This is a genomic window from Sphingomonas sp. LR55 (assembly GCF_036856015.1).
Classification (GTDB): Bacteria; Pseudomonadota; Alphaproteobacteria; order Sphingomonadales; family Sphingomonadaceae; genus Sphingomonas.
This window is the reverse complement of sequence record NZ_JASPFO010000001.1, coordinates 1261586-1279893: the sequence shown is the minus strand read 5'-3', so window position 1 is coordinate 1279893 and position 18308 is coordinate 1261586. Positions and strand designations below refer to the sequence as shown.

15 protein-coding genes and 4 pseudogenes are annotated in these 18308 nt (G+C 66.0%); 12 read left to right on the top strand and 7 right to left on the bottom strand.

Annotation, left to right across the window (positions count from 1 at the left end):
* The first annotated feature begins 139 nt into the window (after positions 1 to 139).
* The 4 genes and pseudogenes from QP181_RS06005 to QP181_RS05990 all read left to right on the top strand — a co-directional run bounded on the left by QP181_RS06005 (position 140) and on the right by QP181_RS05990 (position 3188).
* Entirely contained in the window at positions 140 to 1615 is a 1476-nt protein-coding gene (locus QP181_RS06005) for a leucyl aminopeptidase (protein ID WP_333927967.1), read from the top strand.
* A 114-nt stretch (positions 1616 to 1729) separates the two neighbouring features.
* Positions 1730 to 2175 (top strand): annotated as a pseudogene (locus QP181_RS06000) (DNA polymerase III subunit chi).
* Between the two features lie 72 nt (positions 2176 to 2247).
* Positions 2248 to 2670 (top strand): nucleoside-diphosphate kinase, encoded by a 423-nt coding sequence (ndk, locus tag QP181_RS05995; protein ID WP_031393391.1) that lies wholly within the window; start codon positions 2248 to 2250, stop codon positions 2668 to 2670.
* Complete coding sequence (locus QP181_RS05990; protein WP_333927966.1) at positions 2670 to 3188, top strand: GNAT family N-acetyltransferase; 519 nt, start codon at positions 2670 to 2672, stop codon at positions 3186 to 3188. The genes ndk and QP181_RS05990 overlap by 1 nt, the downstream gene beginning before the upstream one ends.
* Before the next feature lie 149 nt (positions 3189 to 3337).
* On the opposite strand, the gene QP181_RS05985 is transcribed toward QP181_RS05990, so the two are convergent.
* From QP181_RS05985 to purM, 4 genes are read right to left on the bottom strand one after another with little or no spacing between them, the layout of a single operon-like run.
* Positions 3338 to 3946: a hypothetical protein gene (locus tag QP181_RS05985; RefSeq protein ID WP_333927965.1), complete on the bottom strand. Its 609-nt coding sequence runs from the start codon at positions 3944 to 3946 to the stop codon at positions 3338 to 3340.
* Positions 3943 to 4308, bottom strand: coding sequence for an MmcQ/YjbR family DNA-binding protein (locus QP181_RS05980; protein ID WP_333927964.1), 366 nt, complete (start codon positions 4306 to 4308; stop codon positions 3943 to 3945). The genes QP181_RS05985 and QP181_RS05980 overlap by 4 nt, the downstream gene beginning before the upstream one ends.
* The gene (purN, locus tag QP181_RS05975) at positions 4305 to 4877 is read right to left on the bottom strand and encodes a phosphoribosylglycinamide formyltransferase (RefSeq protein WP_333927963.1); all 573 of its coding nucleotides are present in this window, start codon (positions 4875 to 4877) and stop codon (positions 4305 to 4307) included. Before purN ends, QP181_RS05980 begins: the two co-directional genes overlap by 4 nt.
* Positions 4870 to 5985 (bottom strand): phosphoribosylformylglycinamidine cyclo-ligase, encoded by a 1116-nt coding sequence (gene purM, locus QP181_RS05970; protein WP_333927962.1) that lies wholly within the window; start codon positions 5983 to 5985, stop codon positions 4870 to 4872. The genes purN and purM overlap by 8 nt, the downstream gene beginning before the upstream one ends.
* Before the next feature lie 64 nt (positions 5986 to 6049).
* On the opposite strand from purM, the gene QP181_RS05965 reads away from it, so the two are divergent.
* The 4 genes and pseudogenes from QP181_RS05965 (at position 6050) to QP181_RS05950 (ending at position 11639) form a co-directional block, all read left to right on the top strand.
* Complete coding sequence (locus QP181_RS05965; RefSeq protein ID WP_333927961.1) at positions 6050 to 7294, top strand: heavy-metal-associated domain-containing protein; 1245 nt, start codon at positions 6050 to 6052, stop codon at positions 7292 to 7294.
* An 11-nt stretch (positions 7295 to 7305) separates the two neighbouring features.
* Positions 7306 to 7950, top strand: a complete 645-nt coding sequence (locus QP181_RS05960) for an HdaA/DnaA family protein (RefSeq protein WP_056482954.1) — start codon at positions 7306 to 7308, stop codon at positions 7948 to 7950.
* A gap of 16 nt (positions 7951 to 7966) precedes the next feature.
* Positions 7967 to 10133, top strand: a pseudogene (locus QP181_RS05955) (RNA degradosome polyphosphate kinase).
* Positions 10130 to 11639: pseudogene (locus tag QP181_RS05950) on the top strand (Ppx/GppA phosphatase family protein). Before QP181_RS05955 ends, QP181_RS05950 begins: the two co-directional pseudogenes overlap by 4 nt.
* 125 nt (positions 11640 to 11764) lie before the next feature.
* On the opposite strand, the gene QP181_RS05945 reads toward QP181_RS05950, so the two are convergent.
* Entirely contained in the window at positions 11765 to 12061 is a 297-nt protein-coding gene (locus QP181_RS05945) for an I78 family peptidase inhibitor (protein ID WP_333927960.1), read from the bottom strand.
* The gene (gene rnd / locus QP181_RS05940) at positions 12058 to 13233 is read right to left on the bottom strand and encodes a ribonuclease D (protein ID WP_333927959.1); all 1176 of its coding nucleotides are present in this window, start codon (positions 13231 to 13233) and stop codon (positions 12058 to 12060) included. The genes QP181_RS05945 and rnd overlap by 4 nt, the downstream gene beginning before the upstream one ends.
* Before the next feature lie 91 nt (positions 13234 to 13324).
* Between rnd and aspS the strand changes: the two genes are divergently transcribed.
* From aspS to QP181_RS05920, 4 genes and pseudogenes are all read left to right on the top strand, one after another.
* Positions 13325 to 15148, top strand: coding sequence for an aspartate--tRNA ligase (gene aspS, locus QP181_RS05935; RefSeq protein WP_333927958.1), 1824 nt, complete (start codon positions 13325 to 13327; stop codon positions 15146 to 15148).
* Between the two features lie 215 nt (positions 15149 to 15363).
* Positions 15364 to 15993: pseudogene (locus QP181_RS05930) on the top strand (APC family permease); the annotation flags it as partial.
* 91 nt (positions 15994 to 16084) lie between these two features.
* Positions 16085 to 16768, top strand: a complete 684-nt coding sequence (locus QP181_RS05925; RefSeq protein WP_333929568.1) for an amino acid permease — start codon at positions 16085 to 16087, stop codon at positions 16766 to 16768.
* A complete protein-coding gene (locus QP181_RS05920) occupies positions 16765 to 17541 on the top strand; it encodes a polyphosphate kinase 2 family protein (RefSeq protein WP_333929567.1) in 777 nt (258 codons plus the stop codon). The genes QP181_RS05925 and QP181_RS05920 overlap by 4 nt, the downstream gene beginning before the upstream one ends.
* On the opposite strand, the gene QP181_RS05915 is transcribed toward QP181_RS05920, so the two are convergent.
* A complete protein-coding gene (locus tag QP181_RS05915) occupies positions 17527 to 18168 on the bottom strand; it encodes a carbonic anhydrase (RefSeq protein ID WP_132735238.1) in 642 nt (213 codons plus the stop codon). The genes QP181_RS05920 and QP181_RS05915 overlap by 15 nt on opposite strands.
* Positions 18169 to 18308: the final 140 nt, after the last annotated feature.

Here is an 18308-nt window from a genome sequence, read left to right as displayed (position 1 = left end):
TTTGCCGCCCTATCGCCCGCCTATCGCACCACCGGGGCTTCGCTGCAATCGCCGTGCGATGGCAGGCCGCCACCTTGCTTTGCCGGGCATGCGGCATCAACTTAGTGTATCCGTTCAAAACGCTTCCCGAGGTTTCTTCATGCAAATCGTCTTCGCGCCTACCGTCCCCGCCAATGCCCCGATTCTCGCCGTTCCGGTCGCGAAGGACGGCATGGCGCAGGTGACTTGGCGCGCGATCGGTGGCGATGCGGAAACGCTCGCGACCAGCGCGACCGCTGCGGCTCGGTTTGCCGGCGAGGCCGGTTCGGTGGTCGAACTGTTCGTGTCTGTCGAGGGTAAGGTCCGTCAGGTCCTGCTGGTCGGTGTCGGCGCGGGCGAGACCGCCGATTGGGAAAAGGCCGGCGGTGCGATCACAGCACGTCTGCTGACCTCGGGCGCGACATCGGTTGTGGCCGACCTCTCGGCTGGAGCCACGCCGACGCCGAAGGCCGCCGCACACTTCGCCGCTGCCGCCGCCCAGCGGGCATGGCGCTACGACACGTACCGCACGAAGCTCGCCGAGAAGTCGAAGCCGACGCTGACCGAGATCACCATCGCGGGCGCGCCCGACGGTACCGACGCAGCCTGGACCGAGGCGGCCGCGGTCACCGGCGGTCTCGACCTGACGCGCTGGCTCGTCACCTCGCCGCCGAACGTCGTCTATCCCGAGAGCTTCGTCGAGAAGGTGACGAAGGACGTCGAAGGTCTCGGGCTTGAGATCACCGTACTCGACGAAGCACAGATGACCGAACTCGGCATGGGCTCGCTGCTCGGCGTCAGCCAGGGCTCACGCCGTGAAGCACGCATCCTCGCGCTCAAGTGGAACGGGGCAGGGGCCGACGCGCCCACCCTCGCGTTAGTCGGCAAGGGCGTGACGTTCGATTCGGGCGGCATCTCGATCAAGCCCGGCGCTGGCATGGAAGACATGAAGTGGGACATGGGCGGCGCGGGTGCCGTCGCCGGCGCGATGAAGGCGCTGGCCAGCCGGAAGGCGAAGGCGAACGTCGTCGGCGTGATGGGCCTGGTCGAGAACATGCCCGACGGCGCCGCGCTGCGTCCGAGCGACGTCATCACCTCGATGTCCGGCCAGACGATCGAAGTGCTCAACACCGACGCCGAGGGTCGCCTCGTGCTCTGCGATTGCGTCACCTGGGTACAGCAGGCGCACAAGCCGACCACGATCGTCGACCTCGCCACGCTCACCGGCGCGATGATCGTCGCGCTCGGTACGGAGAATGGCGGCATCTTCGCCAATGACGACGCGCTCGCCGACCAGCTGATTGCGGCAGGCAAGACCACTGGCGACACGCTGTGGCGTTTCCCGTTGTCGCCCGCTTACGACAAGCTGATCGACTCGCCGATCGCCGACATGAAGAACGTCGGCCCCCGCGGCGCCGGCTCGATCACCGCAGCGCAGTTCATCAAGCGCTTCGTCGACGAGGGCGTGAAGTGGGCGCATCTCGACATCGCCGGCATGGTCTGGTCGGACAAGCCGGGGACGAACCACGACAAGGGTGCAACCGGCTACGGCGTACGGTTGCTCGACCAGTTCGTCGCCGACAATTTCGAGGGCTGAACGCAAGAATTCCCCTCCCGCTTGCGGGAGGGGTTAGGGAGGGGCCAACCGCGAGCGGTGTCGGGCGAGGCAAAGCCCACCCCGACCCCTCCCGCAAGCGGAAGGGGAGTAAGAATGCAGGTCGATTTCTACCACCTAACCAGCCCCTCGACCGCGTCCTCCCGCGCATCGCCGAGCGCGTCGTCGCAACCGGAGGCCGCCTCCTGATCGTCGCCGAACCCGAAGAGCAACGCGTCGCGCTCGACCGGCTGCTCTGGTCCTACGCCCCCGAGAGCTTTCTCCCCCACGCCCAGGCCGGCAGCAACGACGACACCGCACAACCCATTCTAATCGCTCAAGATATCTCGGAAACCGCCCCCACCAACGCTGCCCGCAACGTCGCAGTGGTAGACGGACGTTGGCGTGACCTTATCCTAACCTTTGACCGCGGCTTCCACCTCTTTGACGACGAAGCGATCCAGGAAGCGCGCCTGGCGTGGAAGGCGTTGGCCGACCGCGATGGCGTCGAGCGTCGCTACTGGAAGCAGAACGACTCCGGCCGTTGGGAACAGGCCGCATAGGTTGCTTTAGCGCCAGTCCCCGCCTAAGCGCCGCGCATCTGATTACCGTCAACACAGGAGCCCGTGACCATCATGGCCGCGAACCGTACCTTTTCGATCATCAAGCCCGACGCAACCCGCCGCAACCTGACCGGTGCGGTCACCAAGATGCTCGAGGAAGCCGGCCTGCGCGTCGTCGCTTCGAAGCGCATCCAGATGACCCGCGAGCAGGCCGAGGGCTTCTACGCGGTCCACAAGGAGCGTCCGTTCTTCGGCGAGCTCGTCTCGTTCATGATCTCGGGCCCGGTCGTCGTCCAGGTTCTCGAAGGCGAGAACGCGATGCAGCGCAACCGCGACATCATGGGCGCCACCAACCCCGCCAACGCAGAGCCTGGCACGATCCGCAAGGAACTCGCTGAGTCGATCGAAGCCAACTCGGTCCACGGTTCGGATTCGGACGAGAACGCCGAAATCGAGATCGCCTATTTCTTCAAGCCCGAAGAAATCGTCGGCTGATGACCTGGCGGTTGCGACGGGCAGGGCCGGGCGACGCGCCCGCGCTGTCGCTCGTCGCATCCGCCACGTTTCTCGACACCTATGCGACCGTGCTGACGGGGGCGGATATCGTCTCCCACTGCACGATCAAGAACAGCATCGCCACGTTCGAGACGTGGCTGGCCAACCCTGCGACGATCGTGACGCTGGCCGAGTACGAGCCCGGCCACGCGCCAATAGGCTACACGGTGTTGACCGCACCGGACTTCCCGATTGAACCCGGCCCCGCGGACATCGAACTCCGCCGCATCTATCTCATGAAGCAGGCCCAAGGCACAGGCCTGGGCGCCGCCCTGATGGCCCGCGCCCTCGAAGACGCCACGGCGGCAGGCCGGACCCGAGTCCTGCTAGGCGTATGGGACCAAAACACCCGCGCCCGAGCCTTTTACGAACGGCAGGGCTTCGAGGTGATCGGCACCCGCCAGTTCACGGTCGGCACCACCCTCCACGACGACCCGGTCTACGCTCGAGCGGTGTAAGTAAGGCGCGCACCAACCCAACAGTGACCACCCCGGCGAAGGCCGGGGCCCAATTGGGGAACGTCGCTAACGAAGCGCCGTGCGCTGTTACTGCAGCCTTGCCAATTGGGCCCCGGCCTACGCCGGGGTGGTGCAACTGAGCGGCGTGATTACGCGGCCGGCTTTTCTTTCGCCCAGATCGCATCAAGCTTAGCCTGATCGCCACCACGCTGCCGAACCCGCAACCCCTGCAACTTCAACGAACGCCCGAATGGGAATACGCCAGCCTTCGTCTGCCAGATCACATCATAAATCCCGCTGGCCGACCGCGTCGCATCGCCGTCGGTATAGTTCACCGTGATGAACACCGGCAGCCGCCCCGCCTGATCGTCCGCACCGCCATCGGTCGCCTTGAGCAGCGCCTTCTCGAACCAGCTCCGCTGGATCTGATCGGTCAACGCATCCTGCCGCCCGACCCCCAACGCGGTCGGAAACGCCACGGTCGCGTCCTGGATCTCGTGCTTTTCGTCACGCAACAGCATCAGCGAGTCGCCATTTTCCGCCGCCACCGCGCGGATTTCGAAACGCTGGTCCTTCCGCGCTTCGCTAGCCCGCGCGCTCGCCTTCTCGGCATTGTCCGCGCTGCGCTCCGACCAGTTGCTCCACAACGTCAGCGCCGCGATCAGCACGCCGGCAACGGCCAGCACCTCTGCCAGCGTCACCCAGCGCCGTCGCGTCGCCGCAGCCTCGCGTCGTTCGGTCGGGGTCTCGCCGCTCATCGACCGCCAGCCTCCAGCAACCGCGCAGGCGCCGCCAGTTCCCAACTCCGCGCGATCCTGTCCTCGACCAGCGCCCAGTCCGGATCGCCTGCGACATTCATCCCGACCCAACCGGTTGCGCCAAGATACGCCGGCCGCGAATACACGTTCGGGTTCGCCTCGATCAGCATCGCCTGCTCGTCGCTCCCGCCCGTCTTCACACACACCACGGTCAGTCCATCGCCGTGATGATCCGCCCGGAACTGCGCGAACTGCTTGCCCGCGACGAAGAACGTCGGCTGGCCATGCGAAACCTTTTCCTCCGTCTCGGGCAACGCCAGCGCCGCCGCACGAACGCGGTCGAGGGGGGACAAGTCGGTCATCGCGTCACGAACTCCGCCAAGGTCTTCGGGTACAAAGCATGTTCGGCCGCCAGAACGCGACGCGCAAGCGCATCCGCATCGTCGCCGGCATGGATCGGCACCTCGGCCTGACCCAGCACCACGCCGCCATCGAGTTCCTCGGTCACGACATGCACCGAGCAACCGCCAACCGCATCGCCCGCCGCGATCGCCCGCGCATGCGTGTCGAGGCCCTTGTACTTGGGCAGCAGCGACGGATGGATATTGACGATCCGGTCCCGCCACGCCGCGACGAACCCGTCCGACAGCAACCGCATATACCCGGCGAGCGCAACGACCTCGACGCCAGCCTCGCGCAACGCCGCGTCGATCGCCGCCTCAAAGGCCGGCTTCCCCAAACCCTCCGGCGAGAGCGCGAACGTCGCCACCCCCTCCGACCGCGCCCATGCGAGTCCAGCCGCGTCCGGCTTGTCCGACGCGACCAAGGCGATCTCATACGGGCAGTCGGCCGCCCGCGACGCGCCGACCAACGCCATCATGTTCGATCCGCGCCCGGAGATCAGCACGCCGACGCGCGTCTTGTCAGCCATGCGTCGCGGTCCAGTCCTCGCGTGCGCTCCACGTGCCGGCAGACCCACGGACCGTGCAGCCATGCGCCCCGGTCTCGATCCGCCCGATCGTGAACACCGTTTCGTCCGCCGCCTGAAGCGCCGCTGTCACCGCCTCGGCCTCGTCCGCGCTCACGATCACGACCATGCCGATCCCGCAATTGAACGTCCGCGCCATCTCCTCCGGCTCGATCGCGCCCTGCGCCTGGAGGAACGCCATCAACCGCGACTGCTCCCACGCATCGGCGTTCACCACCGCATGCACGCCGTCCGGCAGCACGCGCGGGATATTCTCAAGCAGCCCGCCGCCCGTAATATGCGCCAGGCCCTTGATCCGCCGCTCGCGCAGCAACGGCAGCAGGCTGGCGACATAGATGCGAGTCGGCGCCATCAGATGATCGATCAGCAACTTGTCCTGATCGAACAACGCAGGCCGATCGAGCTTCCACCCGCGATCGGTGGCGAGACGACGCACGAGCGAGAACCCGTTCGAATGCACGCCCGACGACGCCAACCCGAGCATCACGTCGCCCGCAGCGATCTCGCGTCCGGTCAGCACGTTGGTCCTCTCGACCGCACCGACGCAGAAGCCTGCCAGGTCGTAATCGCCGTCCGCATACATGCCCGGCATCTCGGCGGTCTCGCCCCCGATCAGCGCGCAACCCGCGGTCTTGCACCCCTCCGCGATCGAGGCAACGACGCGCTCGGCGACCGCCGCATCAAGCTTCCCGCTCGCATAATAATCGAGGAAAAACAGCGGCTCGGCGCCCTGCACGATCAGGTCGTTGACGCACATCGCCACCAGGTCGACGCCGACGCCCTCATGCCGGTCCCACTCGATCGCGAGCTTCAGCTTGGTGCCCACGCCATCGTTCGCCGCGACCAGCAACGGATCGACGAACCCTGCCGCCTTGAGGTCGAACATCCCGCCAAAGCCACCAAGATCGGCATCCGCCCCCGGCCTACGCGTCGAGCGCGCGAGCGGCGCGATCGCCCGCACCAACGCATTGCCCGCGGCGATCGAAACGCCCGCCTGAGCGTAGGTGTAAGGGCCCGAAGCGGGAGCGGCGGAGTCTGGCGTATCGGTCATGATCGGTGCTGCTAGCCACATCGCGCTTGGATTTCCACGTCTGCTTCGCCAAAAGGCCCGCTTGATGCGTATCCGTACCCTTCCCACCGCGCTTGCTGGCGCCGCTCTCTTCCTGAGCGGTGGAGCCGTGCTCGCGCAAATCGAAGGCGGCAGCCGAGGCGCAGCTCCGGTCGACAGCGGCAGCGCCTACGAGGTGAGTGGCGTCACCGTCGACGTCGCGGGCAAGACCGCCGACGCCGCGCGCTATGGCGGCTGGCGGCTCGCCCAGCGCAAGGCCTGGGTCCAATTGTCGAACCGGCTCGGTGGCGGAGGCGGTCTCGTCTCCGATGGCACGCTCGATTCGCTCGTCTCCGGGATCGTCGTCGAGAACGAACAGATCGGCCCGCAGCGTTACATCGCCAAGCTCGGCGTGCTGTTCGATCGCACCCGCGCCGGATCGATCCTCGGCATCTCGACCTATTCCGATCGTTCGCAGCCGATGCTCGTCATCCCCGTCCAGTATTCGGGCGGCGTCGGCCAGGCGTTCGAGCAAAGCACGCAGTGGCAGCAGGCCTGGGCGCGCTATCGCACCGGCAACAGCAGCATAGACTATGTCCGCCCGTCCGGCTCCGGCCCCGACGCGCTCCTGCTCAACGTCGGCCAGACGCAACGCCCCGGCCGCGGCTGGTGGCGGACGATCCTCGACCAATATGGCGCGAGCGACGTTCTCACCCCGGTCGTGAAACTGTATCGCCAATGGCCCGGCGGCCCGGTGATCGGCGTGTTCGAAGCGCGCCACGGCCCCGACAACGACCTGATCGGCAGCTTCACGCTGCGAGTCGGCACGCCCGACGGCATCGCGCAATTGCTCGATACCGGCGTGAAGCGGATCGACGACCTGTACCAGCAGGCCCGCCGCAACGGCTCGCTCCGCGTCGACTACAGCCTGTCGCCACCGCCGCCGCCCGAAGCCGCGGTGATCGACGACCTGCCGACCGACGAGACCGCGGACGCAAACACCGCGGCGCTGACCGGCGGCGAGGGCATCTCGGTCATCGTCCAGTTCGACACACCTGCTGCTGCAAACGTCTCCTCGACCGAAGCCGCTCTCCGCGCGATCCCCGGCGTCCGCTCGGCCGCGACCACCAGCCTCGCACTCGGCGGCGTCTCGCTGATGCGCGTCGCGTACGATGGCGATCCGGCCGCGCTCAAGACCGCGCTCGAAGCCCGCGGCTACCAAGTATTCGGCTCCGGCCAGACGATCCGCATCCGCCGGGTCGCCCAACTTCTTCCGCCGGACTTGCCCGCGGACAATGCGACGACAGGGTGAGCGCGACCAAGATGACTCAAATTGCGCTGCCACTCGGGTGGCCGGCGGACCCTCGCGACGACGCCTTCCTGGTTACCCCCTCCAACTCGCGGGCCGTCCACACGCTGGAGCACACCGCGACCTGGCCCGTCATGACTGCCATCCTCACCGGCCCGCGCAAATCGGGCCGCAGCCTGCTCGCGCGGATCTTCGCGGCGAAGAGCGGCGGCACGATCATCGACGATGCCGAGCGCGTGCCCGAGGCGCAGCTGTTCCACGCCTGGAACCGCGCGCAGGAGGAGCACAAGCCGCTGCTGATCGTCGCCGACGCCGCGCCGCCCGAATGGAAGGTAAAGCTTCCCGACCTCCGCTCGCGTCTCGCCGCCAGCCCGATCGCGGCGATCGGCGCGCCCGACGACGAGCTCATGCGGCTGTTGCTCGCGCACTTGTTCGAGCGTCGCAGCCTCGATGCGCGGCCCGATCTGATCGACTGGCTCGCGACCAGAATCGAGCGCAGTCATATTACCGTAACGCGAACCGTCGATGCGCTCGATCAGGAGGCGATGGAACGTCGCAAGCGCTTGTCCATTCCTCTTGCACGAACCACACTCACCGAGGCCGGGCTGATCCTCCGGCCGCAACTCGCTCTCGACCTTCCGCTCTTTACGCCACCATAAGCCCCCAAGAGGCCCGATGAACCGTCCAGCCCATATCGTCCGCCAATCGGAAGACGACGACGATCCCATCGGCGCAGAGCCGAACGACCGGTTTTTCAACCGCGAGCTGTCCTGGCTCGCGTTCAACCGGCGCGTGCTGGAGGAGGCGTGCAACCCTGCGCATCCATTGCTAGAGCGGCTCCGCTTCCTGTCGATCTCGGGCTCCAACCTCGACGAGTTCTTCATGGTCCGCGTCGCCGGCCTGAAGGGGCAGCAGACGCAGGACGTCGACCGGCGCTCGGCGGACGGGCTTACCGCAGGACAACAGCTGACCGCGATCGTCCGCGAGGCCGACGCGCTGATGGCGAGTCAGCAGGCGGTATGGGGCGATCTCCGCGTCCTGCTCGACGAAGCCGGGCTGTTCGTCCTTCGCCGCGAAGCGATCGAAGGCGAGGCGGATGAGTGGCTCGAAACGCATTTCCGTGACCAGATCTTCCCAATCCTGACCCCGCAGGCGCTCGACCCCGCACATCCGTTCCCGTTCATCCCGAACCGCGGCCTGTCGGTGATCTTCGACCTCGTCCGTATCTCGGACAATGAGCCGGTCCGCGAACTGGTGATGCTCCCGCACACGATGACGCGCTTCGTCCGCCTTCCCGGCGAGCCCGCGCGCTACATCGCGGTCGAGACGCTGCTCAAGCGGTTCGCCCCGGTCCTCTTCCCCGGCTACGACGTCCTCGCCGCCGCGAGCTTCCGCGTGCTGCGCGACAGTGACATGGAGATCGAGGAGGAAGCCGAGGACCTCGTCCGCTACTTCGCCAACGCGATCAAGCGCCGCCGCCGGGGTCGCGTGATACGCCTTGAACTCGAAACCGGTATCCCCGACGTCCTCGCCGCGGTCCTCAAGGACGAACTCGGCGGCGCCGACGCGATCATCACTGAGAGTGGCAATCTCCTCGGCATCGTCGACCTCGACGGGTTGGTCGACGAGGATCGCCCCGACCTGAAGTTCCCGCCCTTCACGCCGCGTTTCCCCGAGAGAATCCGCGAATTCGGCGGCGATTGCTTCGCGGCGATCAAGGCCAAGGACATCGTCGTCCACCACCCGTACGAGACGTTCGAAGTGGTGCTCGCCTTCCTCAAACAGGCGGCGAACGACCCCGATGTCGTGGCGATCAAGCAGACGCTCTACCGCGCCGGCAAGCAGCCCGCGGTCATTAACGCGCTCATCACCGCGGCCGAGGCGGGCAAGTCGGTCACCGCAGTGGTCGAGCTCAAGGCGCGGTTCGACGAAGAACAGAACATGGTCTGGGCCTCCGCGCTGGAGCGTGCGGGCGTACAGGTCGTCTACGGCTTCATCGACTGGAAGACACACGCGAAGGTGTCGCTGGTCGTCCGCCGCGAAGGCCAGGCGTTCCGCACCTACTGCCATTTCGGCACGGGTAATTACCATCCCGTCACCGCCAAGATCTACACCGACCTCAGCTTCTTCACCGCCGACGCCGCGGTCGGGCGCGATGCGGCGCAGATGTTCAACTACATCACGGGGTACGTCGAACCGACCGACATGGCGCGCGTAAGCCTGTCGCCGCGTGATCTCCGCCAGAATTTGATGAACCTGATCGACGTCGAGATTGTCAACGCGCGTGCCGGCAAGCCCGCCGGCGTCTGGGCGAAGATGAACTCGCTGGTCGACCCGGCGGTGATCGAGAAGCTGTACGAGGCGAGCGGGGCGGGGGTCGAGATCGACCTCATCATCCGCGGCATCTGCTGCCTGCGCCCCGGCGTGCCCGGCTTGTCCGAAACGATCCGCGTGAAGTCGGTGATCGGCCGGTTCCTCGAGCACAGCCGCATCTGGGCGTTCGGCAACGGCAAGGCGCTCCCCAACGACGGCGCCAAGCTGTTCATCTCGTCGGCGGACTGGATGCCGCGCAACTTCGACCGCCGCGTCGAATATATGTTGCCGATCCTCAACCCGACCGTCCACGACCAGATCCTCGATCAGGTGATGGTCGCGAACCTGATCGACAACGAGCAGAGTTGGGAGCTAGGCCCCGACGGCGAATACAGCCGCGTCGATCCCGGCGACCGCCCGTTCAACCTGCATCGGTATTTCATGACGAGATCCTTCGCTCTCCGGCCGCGGCGCCTCGCTCGCGACCAGCAATGCCGTGCCGACGCTGTCGCTCCGTCGAAAACGATGAGCGTTACCAGCGTCCTGTTTGGCAATTCGCCCCCCAAGGCGGAGACAGATGATCACCCGCGCACCGGGATCATCGACATCGGCTCGAACTCGATCCGTCTGGTGGTGTATCAGGGGCCACCACGGCTGCCCGCGATCCGGTTCAACGAGAAGGTGCTCGCCGGCCTCGGTCGCGGCCTCGCGGCGACTGGGTCGATCGAGAAGTCGGCGCTAAAGACAGCGCGTGTCGCGTTGGCGCGGTTTGCTGCCGTCGCGCGAGATGGAGTGCTCGACGCTTCGTACAGTCGCAACGGCGGCGGTGCGTGATGCGAAGAACGGCGGCGAACTCATTGCAACCGCTGAACAACTCGGCCTCAAGGTCGAGACTCTTTCCGGCGAGCAGGAAGCCAGCGCGGCCGGCTACGGCGTGCTCTCCGCGATCCCCGACGCGGATGGCATCGTCGGCGATCTCGGCGGCGGCAGTCTCGAACTCGTCCGCGTTCGCCGCGGCAAGATCGAGGACCGCGTTTCGTTTCCCTTGGGCGTACTTCGCATCGGCCCGCTTCGCGCCAAGCGCGGCAAGGTGCTCGAACGCTATGTCGCAAGGCTGGTGCGCGAGGCTGGCTGGACGGCCAAGGGGCAGGGGCTGCCGCTCTATCTCGTCGGCGGATCGTGGCGTGCGCTGGCGCGGCTCGACATGGAGCTGTCGAATTATCCGCTACCGATCATCCATCAATACCCGATGACCGCCGCGACCATCACGCGGTTGAGCCGAACGATCCCGCAGCTTTCGAAGCCCCGCCTGAAGGCGATCCCCGGCTTGTCTTCAGGCCGTACCGCGACGCTGGCGGACGCAGCCGCGTTGCTCGGCGTGCTGATGCGCCAACTCGGCAGCAAGACGACGGTCGTATCGGCATACGGCCTGCGCGAAGGGCTGCTCTACGAACATCTGAAGCCCGCAGACCGCACGCTCGACCCCCTGATCGTTGCAGCCCGCGAAGAAGGCCGCCTGCTTGGCCGGTTTCCCGAGCACGGCGACCTGCTCGATCGCTGGCTCGCGCCGTTATTCACCACCGAGCCGCCTGCAATGGCGCGACTCCGTCATACCGCATGCCTGCTCGCCGACGTTGGCTGGCGGGCCAATCCGGAGTTCCGCGCCGAACGCGGCGTAGAGGTCGCGCTGCACGGCAATTGGGTGGCGATCGACGCTCCAGGCCGGGGCATGTTGGCGCAAGCGCTTTACACGAGCCTCGGCGGCGACTTGGCGGCCGCAGATCCGGTGGGCCGCCTGGCGAGCCCCGCGGCGGTAAAGAGCGCGACCGCGTGGGGGCTGGCAATGCGCCTTGGCCAGCGCATGAGCGGCGGCCTGGCCGGACCGCTGAAACGCTCCAGCCTCGCGGACGACGGGGTCTGCTTGACGCTGACGCTCCGCTGGGACGATCGCGGGCTTTACGGAGAGGCGGTAGAACGTCGCCATACCGCGCTGGCGACCGCTTTAGGCCGCAAACCTGTGTTGGCTCTCGCGTAGATCCTCCCCTGCGAGGGGAGGTGGCAGTCCGCAGGACTGACGGAGGGGTGACGCGCTATCGAGAGGGTGTCACCCCTCCGTCTGGCGAGCCAGCCACCTCCCCTTGCAGGGGAGGATCAAAGCGATCAGGCGCAGGTGAAGCGCTCGATCCGGCCCTTCGCATCGACGTACACATTCAGCCGGTCAGCCCGAAAATCCATCGTCACCGCGGTATTCGGGGCGATCCAGCGCAGCGTCCGCGATCCCGACCGGGTCTGCATCACATCCGCCCGGGCATCGCTTGCGCGCTTGCCGACCAGATCGCCCAACGAGTCGGCATTGCACGCGGTAGCGACCGGCGCAGCGGCAGGCGTCTCGCCGCGCATCTCTATCGGCGTACACGCCGCCGTGGCGGCCAAGGCTGCGACAAGAACGATTCTCATGCGGCATCCTCCGTACGCGTCATCTTCAGCTTGCCGCCGATGACCGCAAACGCCAGTCGTCCCTCGACCAGATCGAGCGCATCGCGTCCGAACTGATCGAAGCGCCAACCCTCGAGCATCGGCAGCCCGGTCCGCACGCCCGCCGCCAAAGCCTCGAGTTCATCGGTCCGCGCGAGCAATTTCGATGCGACATCAATGTCTCGCGAACGGATCTTGAGCAACAGCTTGAGGAGATCCGCCACCAGCGAACCCTCCTTGCCGAGCCCCGGCTTGCGATCGTCGCGCGGTGGCATCTCGTCTTCGCCGAGCGGCTGCGCCTCCTCGATCGCCGCCATCAGCCGGCCACCGATGTCGTTGCCGGCCCACGTTGCCGAAAGCCCCCGCACCCGCGCCAGATCGGCTTGCTTCTTCGGCGGATGCCCCGCCATGTCGCCCAGCGTCTCGTCCTTGACTATCCGCCCGCGCGGCAGATCCTTCGCCTGCGCCTCCAGCTCACGCCACCGCGCCAGCGCCTTCAGCCGGCCCAGTACCTCGGGCTTCCGCCCCGAAATTCGCACACGCTTCCACGCCAGATCGGGATCGTTCGCGTAGTTCGCGATATCGCCAAGCCGCTCCATCTCCTGATCGAGCCACACCCCGCGCCCAGTCTTGCGCAAACGCTCCAGCATCTTCGGGAAGATCTTCGACAGGTGCGTCACGTCGCCGATCGCATATTCGATCTGTCGCGCATCCAGCGGCCGGCGTGCCCAATCGGTGAACCGCGCGCCCTTGTCGACCGCGATGCCGAGCCAGCTGTCGACGAGGTTCGAATAGCCGATCTGCTCGCCCTGGCCGAGCGCCATCGCCGCGACCTGCGTGTCGAACAGCGGGAAAGGCGTCTTGCCAGTCAGGTTATAGACGATCTCGATGTCCTGCCCGCCGGCATGAACCACCTTCAGCACGTCGTGATTCTCGACGAGAAGGTCGAGTAGCGGCTTGAGGTCGATCCCCGGCGCCATCGGATCGATCGCCGCGGCTTCCTTGTCGTCGGCGATCTGGATCAGGCAGAGTTCCGGGTAATAGGTGCTCTCGCGCATGAATTCGGTGTCGACGCACACATAGTCGGCGTCGGCCATGCGCGCGCACAGATTGGCGAGCGTGGCACTGTCGGAGATAAGCGGGTGGATATGCATCGCCCGTCCATAGCGAGCCTCGTCCGGGTTGACAAAGCCCGGTAGGGAAGGGAAGCGCGAGGCACCTGTTTATCGTCCGAGAAGACCCATCATGCACGCCTATCGCACCCACAACTGCGCCGCCCTCCGCCCCGAACAGGTCGGCGAAGAGGTCCGCGTCTCCGGCTGGGTCCACAAGAAGCGCGATCACGGCGACCTCGTCTTCATCGATCTGCGCGATCATTACGGCATCACGCAGATCGTCACCGACGTATCGGGCCCGGTCTTCAAGGTCATCGAGGGTCTGAAGAGCGAAAGCGTCGTCACGATCACCGGCAAGGTGACCGCGCGTGCGCCGGAAGCGGTGAACCCGAACCTGCCGACCGGCGGGATCGAGATCCGCGCCACCGCCGCGACGGTTCAGTCGATGGCGGGGGAGCTGCCGATGCCGGTGGCGGGCGAGGCCGAGTATCCCGAGGATATCCGCCTGCGCTATCGCTATCTCGATCTGCGTCGCGAGCGTCTTCATGCGAACATCATGCTCCGCAGCCAGGTGATCACGTCGCTGCGCAACCGGATGAATTCGCAGGGCTTCACCGAATTCCAGACGCCGATCCTGACCGCGTCGTCGCCCGAGGGCGCGCGTGATTATCTGGTCCCGAGCCGCGTCCATCCGGGCAAGTTCTACGCGCTGCCTCAGGCGCCGCAGATGTTCAAGCAGCTGCTGATGGTCGCCGGCTTCGACCGCTATTTCCAGATCGCGCCCTGCTTCCGCGACGAGGACGCCCGCGCCGATCGCTCGCCCGGCGAGTTCTATCAGCTCGATTTCGAGATGAGCTTCGTCACGCAGGACGACGTGTTCGCGGCGATCGAGCCTGTCCTTCACGGCGTGTTCGAGGAATTCGCCGACTGGCAGGGCAAGGGTCGCCAGGTCTCGGCCCTCCCGTTCAAGCGCATCCCTTACCGCGAATCGATGCTGAAGTACGGCAGCGACAAACCCGATCTGCGCAACCCGATCCTGATCCACGACGTCGGCCATCACTTCGTCGATTCGGGCTTCGGCCTGTTCGCGGGCATCGTCGCCGGCGGTGACGTGGTCCGCGCGATCCCCGCGCCGAACACCGCGGACAAGTCACGGAAATTTTTCACCGACATGAACGACTGGGCGCGCGCCGAAGGGCATGCCGGGCTCGGCTACATCACCCAGAAGAACGGCGAACTCGGCGGCCCGATCGCCAAGAACCACGGCGAGGAAGCCACCCGCAAGCTGATCGCCGAGATGGGCCTCGGCCCGAACGACGGCATCTTCTTCGCTGCCGGCAAGGAACTGCCCGCCTCCAAGCTCGCCGGTGCCGCACGGGCGCGGATCGGTGCGGACTTGGGCCTGATCGACGAGAACCGGTTCGAGTTCTGCTGGATCGTCGATTTCCCGATGTTCGAATATGACGAGGACGCGAAGAAGGTCGATTTCAGCCACAACCCGTTCTCGATGCCGCAGGGCGAGATGGATGCGCTGGAGAACAAGGATCCGCTCGATATCCTCGCGTATCAGTACGATATCGTCTGCAACGGCGTAGAGCTGTCGTCGGGCGCGATCCGGAACCACCGTCCGGAGATCATGTACAAGGCGTTCGAGATCGCCGGCTATACGCAAGCCGACGTTGACACGAACTTCGCCGGCATGATCAACGCGTTCAAGGTCGGCGCGCCGCCGCATGGCGGTTCGGCGCCGGGGATCGACCGGATGGTCATGCTGCTCGCGGGCGAGCCGAATATTCGGGAGGTCGTGCTGTTCCCGATGAACCAGAAGGCCGAGGATTTGATGATGGGCGCGCCGAGCCCGGTCAGTGCCAAGCAGCTGAAGGAACTCAACATCCGCCTGACGGTGGATGGTCCGAAGGACGCGACTAAGGTGGTCGCGCCGAGCGCTGGGTAACGTCTATCTGTCCCTCGCCCCTACGGGGAGAGGGAAGGAGGAGCCGCTTGGCGACGGGAGGGTGAGGGGCGGTTGGTGCGCGCCAACTTCCCCTCACCCTCTCACCCGCAAGCGCGGGCGGGCCCCTCCCTCTCCCCGAAGGGCGAGGGAAAGACGTCTCACGCTTCCTCAACCCCCTCAACCATGCAAATACCCCTGCACGATAAGGGGTTGGCATGCGCGACGATCAGATGACACCGGCGGCTGCGCCAAGCCTCGTCCGCAGCCTCGGCGTCACGGGCGTCCTGTTCCTCACCCTCTCCGTCGCCACCCCGGCATCGTCGGTGTTCGTCATCGTCCCCGGCATGCTCCAGGTCGCCGGCACCGGCGCAGTCTGGGCAACGCTGATCGCCGGACTCGTGTGCGTCGCCACCGCGTTCGTTTATGCCGAACTCTCCTCCGCATGGCCGGTAGCGGGCGGCGAGTATGTCGCGGTCGCGCATACGCTCGGGCCGATGGCGGGGTTCGTCATGCTCGGCGTCAACGTCTTCAACAACCTGCTCTTCCCCCCGGTCGCAGGCCTGGGCGTCAGCGCGGTGCTCGGCACGCTGGTCCCCGGCCTGCCACAGATCCCCATCGCTATCGCCGTGGTCGCAGGGTCGACGCTGGTCGCGATCCTCCAGATCAAGGTGAACGCCTGGCTCACCGGGCTCTTCCTGCTGGTCGAGATGCTGGCGATCGTCGCGGTCGTCTGGCTCGGGTTCGCCGATACCGTCCGCCCGATCGGCGACCTGTTGCTCCACCCTGTCATGCCGCAAGGCGCCTCCCTCGTCCCCGCGTCAGCCGCATCGATCGGCCTCGCCACCTCGATCGCGATCTTCGCACTCAACGGCTACGGCGCGGCGGTGTATTTCGGCGAAGAGATGCTCGAGGCCCCCCGACTGATCGCGCGCGATCATGGCCTCGCTCGCGCTGACGCTGCTGTTCGAGGGCATCCCGATCGTCGCGGTCCTCGTCGGTGCACCAGACCTCCACGCCACGCTTACCGCCGACGACCCGTTCGGCCTCCTCGTCACCCTCCGCAGCGGCACCACGACGGCGAACTGGATCTCGATCGGCGTCGTCGTCGCGATCGTCAACGCGGTGATCGCCTGCATCCTCGCCTGCGCGCGCTTCTTCTACGGCACCGCGCGCGACGGGAGCTGGGGGCGTCCGCTCGATCGGTGGATGACGCAGGTCCACCCGAAGTTCGGCTCGCCCTGGGTCGGCACGCTGCTGGTCGGCGGGTTCGGGATCGTCGCGTGCTTTCTGCCGCTCCAGTTGCTGCTGGTGCTCAGCGGCACCGGCCTCGTCGCGATCTACACGGGCATCTGCGTCGCGGCGATCGTCGGCAGGCGTACCGGCAAAACCGCCCACGCCCCCTACCAGATGCCGTTCTACCCAATCGCTCCGGTGGTGACGCTGCTCGCGCTCGGTTATGTCTGCTGGACGAGTTGGCTCGATCTCGAGGAGGGACGCCCCGGTTTGATCATGACGGGCGCGCAGATCCTGCTCTCGATCGCCTATTATTGGTTCGTCCTGCGTCGTCGCGGCGCCTGGAACGTTCAGATCCCGACCCTTGCGACGGAGCGCGATGCATGACGATACACCTGGCCGATTACGAAGCTGGCGACGAATACGACGGCAAGTACAAGCACGACCTTGCCGCGCTTCAAAAGCGCCTCGAGCATATCCAGGTCGCGCACATCGTCGGTGGTACGCGCGCGATCGTCATGTTCGAGGGCTGGGATGCGGCAGGGAAGGGCGGCATCATCCAGCGTCTCTCCGCCGAATGGGACCCGCGCAACTACAAGGTCTGGCCGATCTCGGCACCGACTGCGGACGAGAAGGCGCATCATTTCCTCTGGCGCTTCTGGAACCGTCTGCCCGCGAACGGCAACATCGCGGTGTTCGATCGCAGCTGGTACGGCCGCGTCCTGGTCGAGCGTGTCGAGGGGTTCGCCAGCGAGACCGAATGGCGCCACGGTTACGACGAGATCAACGCGTTCGAGGCACAGCAGGTCGAGAGCGGCACGACCCTCATCAAGCTGTTCATCCATACCACGCAGAAGGAGCAGGACCGGCGATTGAAGGCGCGGCTCGACGATCCGTGGAAGCACTGGAAGACCGGGCTCGACGATTTCCACAACCGGTCGCGGCGCGAAGAGTATCTGGAGGCGATGGCCGAGATGTTCGCGCGCACCGACACCGCGACCGCGCCGTGGACCGTCATCGACGGCAACGACAAGAAGGCGGCCCGGATCGCAGCGCTGACGCTTATCGCGGACCGCCTCGAAGCCGGCGTATCGATGGTGCCGCCACCGCTCGACCCGAAGGTCAAGAAGGTGGCGGAGAAGGCGTTAGGCCTTCGCTGACTTGGCTTCTGTCGACTCTGCTTGGATGAACTCGTCATCCTCGTTGAGCAGCAGCATCTGGCCCTTGTCGATGCCGAAATAGGCACCGCGCAGGGCCAGTGTGCCAGCGGCTTCGGCCTCGGTCACGAACGGGAAGGTGCGAAGGTTGGCGATCGAGGTCCGGACGGATTCGAGTTCCATCTCGCGGCCGGCCTCGGCACCTTCACCGTACTTCGCGATGACCTTCTCGCGGGCACCGTCGAGCAGACTGACCCAGTCGGACACGAAGCCGCCTGCACCGTGATCAGCATCGGCAAACGCCTGCGTCAGCGCGGCCTTGCAGCCACCGCACTTCTCGTGGCCCATCACGACGATCTCTTCGACCTTCAGCTGCGTAACCGCGAACTCGATCGCCGCGGAGACGCCGTGATAACCACCACCGGTTTCGAACGGCGGGACGAGGTTGGCGACGTTGCGGACGACGAACACTTCGCCCGGCAGCGTATCGAAAATCTGCGCGGGTTCGACGCGGCTGTCGGAGCAGGCGATGATCATCACCTTGGGGCTCTGGCCGTCCTGCAGTTCCTTCCAGCGCTCGCGCTGCTCCTCCCAGGGGCCGTCCTTGAAGCGGTGATAGCCTTCGATCATTTCCGGAAAGTGAGTTGGCACGGTTAGCCTTCCATATCAGTTTGCGATGCAACATGACAAACTTGTCATGTTGAAACTGGTTCCATGATTTTATCCGGTTCGTCCGATGGTTCCAACCCGCCGACATGGCCCGCCACCAT

Bases quoted from the DNA above. Each gene is read 5' to 3' on its own strand.
- QP181_RS05980 (WP_333927964.1), bottom strand. From the start codon at position 4,308: ATGACCGACTTGTCCCCCCTCGACCGCGTTCGTGCGGCGGCGCTGGCG.
- aspS (WP_333927958.1), top strand. From the start codon at position 13,325: ATGCACGCCTATCGCACCCACAACTGCGCCGCCCTCCGCCCCGAACAG.
- QP181_RS05985 (WP_333927965.1), bottom strand. From the start codon at position 3,946: ATGAGCGGCGAGACCCCGACCGAACGACGCGAGGCTGCGGCGACGCGA.
- purM (WP_333927962.1), bottom strand. From the start codon at position 5,985: ATGACCGATACGCCAGACTCCGCCGCTCCCGCTTCGGGCCCTTACACC.
- ndk (WP_031393391.1), top strand. From the start codon at position 2,248: ATGGCCGCGAACCGTACCTTTTCGATCATCAAGCCCGACGCAACCCGC.
- QP181_RS06005 (WP_333927967.1), top strand. From the start codon at position 140: ATGCAAATCGTCTTCGCGCCTACCGTCCCCGCCAATGCCCCGATTCTC.
- rnd (WP_333927959.1), bottom strand. From the start codon at position 13,233: ATGCATATCCACCCGCTTATCTCCGACAGTGCCACGCTCGCCAATCTG.
- QP181_RS05920 (WP_333929567.1), top strand. From the start codon at position 16,765: ATGACGATACACCTGGCCGATTACGAAGCTGGCGACGAATACGACGGC.
- purN (WP_333927963.1), bottom strand. From the start codon at position 4,877: ATGGCTGACAAGACGCGCGTCGGCGTGCTGATCTCCGGGCGCGGATCG.
- QP181_RS05945 (WP_333927960.1), bottom strand. From the start codon at position 12,061: ATGAGAATCGTTCTTGTCGCAGCCTTGGCCGCCACGGCGGCGTGTACG.
- QP181_RS05965 (WP_333927961.1), top strand. From the start codon at position 6,050: ATGCGTATCCGTACCCTTCCCACCGCGCTTGCTGGCGCCGCTCTCTTC.
- QP181_RS05960 (WP_056482954.1), top strand. From the start codon at position 7,306: ATGACTCAAATTGCGCTGCCACTCGGGTGGCCGGCGGACCCTCGCGAC.
- QP181_RS05915 (WP_132735238.1), bottom strand. From the start codon at position 18,168: ATGATCGAAGGCTATCACCGCTTCAAGGACGGCCCCTGGGAGGAGCAG.
- QP181_RS05990 (WP_333927966.1), top strand. From the start codon at position 2,670: ATGACCTGGCGGTTGCGACGGGCAGGGCCGGGCGACGCGCCCGCGCTG.
- QP181_RS05925 (WP_333929568.1), top strand. From the start codon at position 16,085: ATGGCCTCGCTCGCGCTGACGCTGCTGTTCGAGGGCATCCCGATCGTC.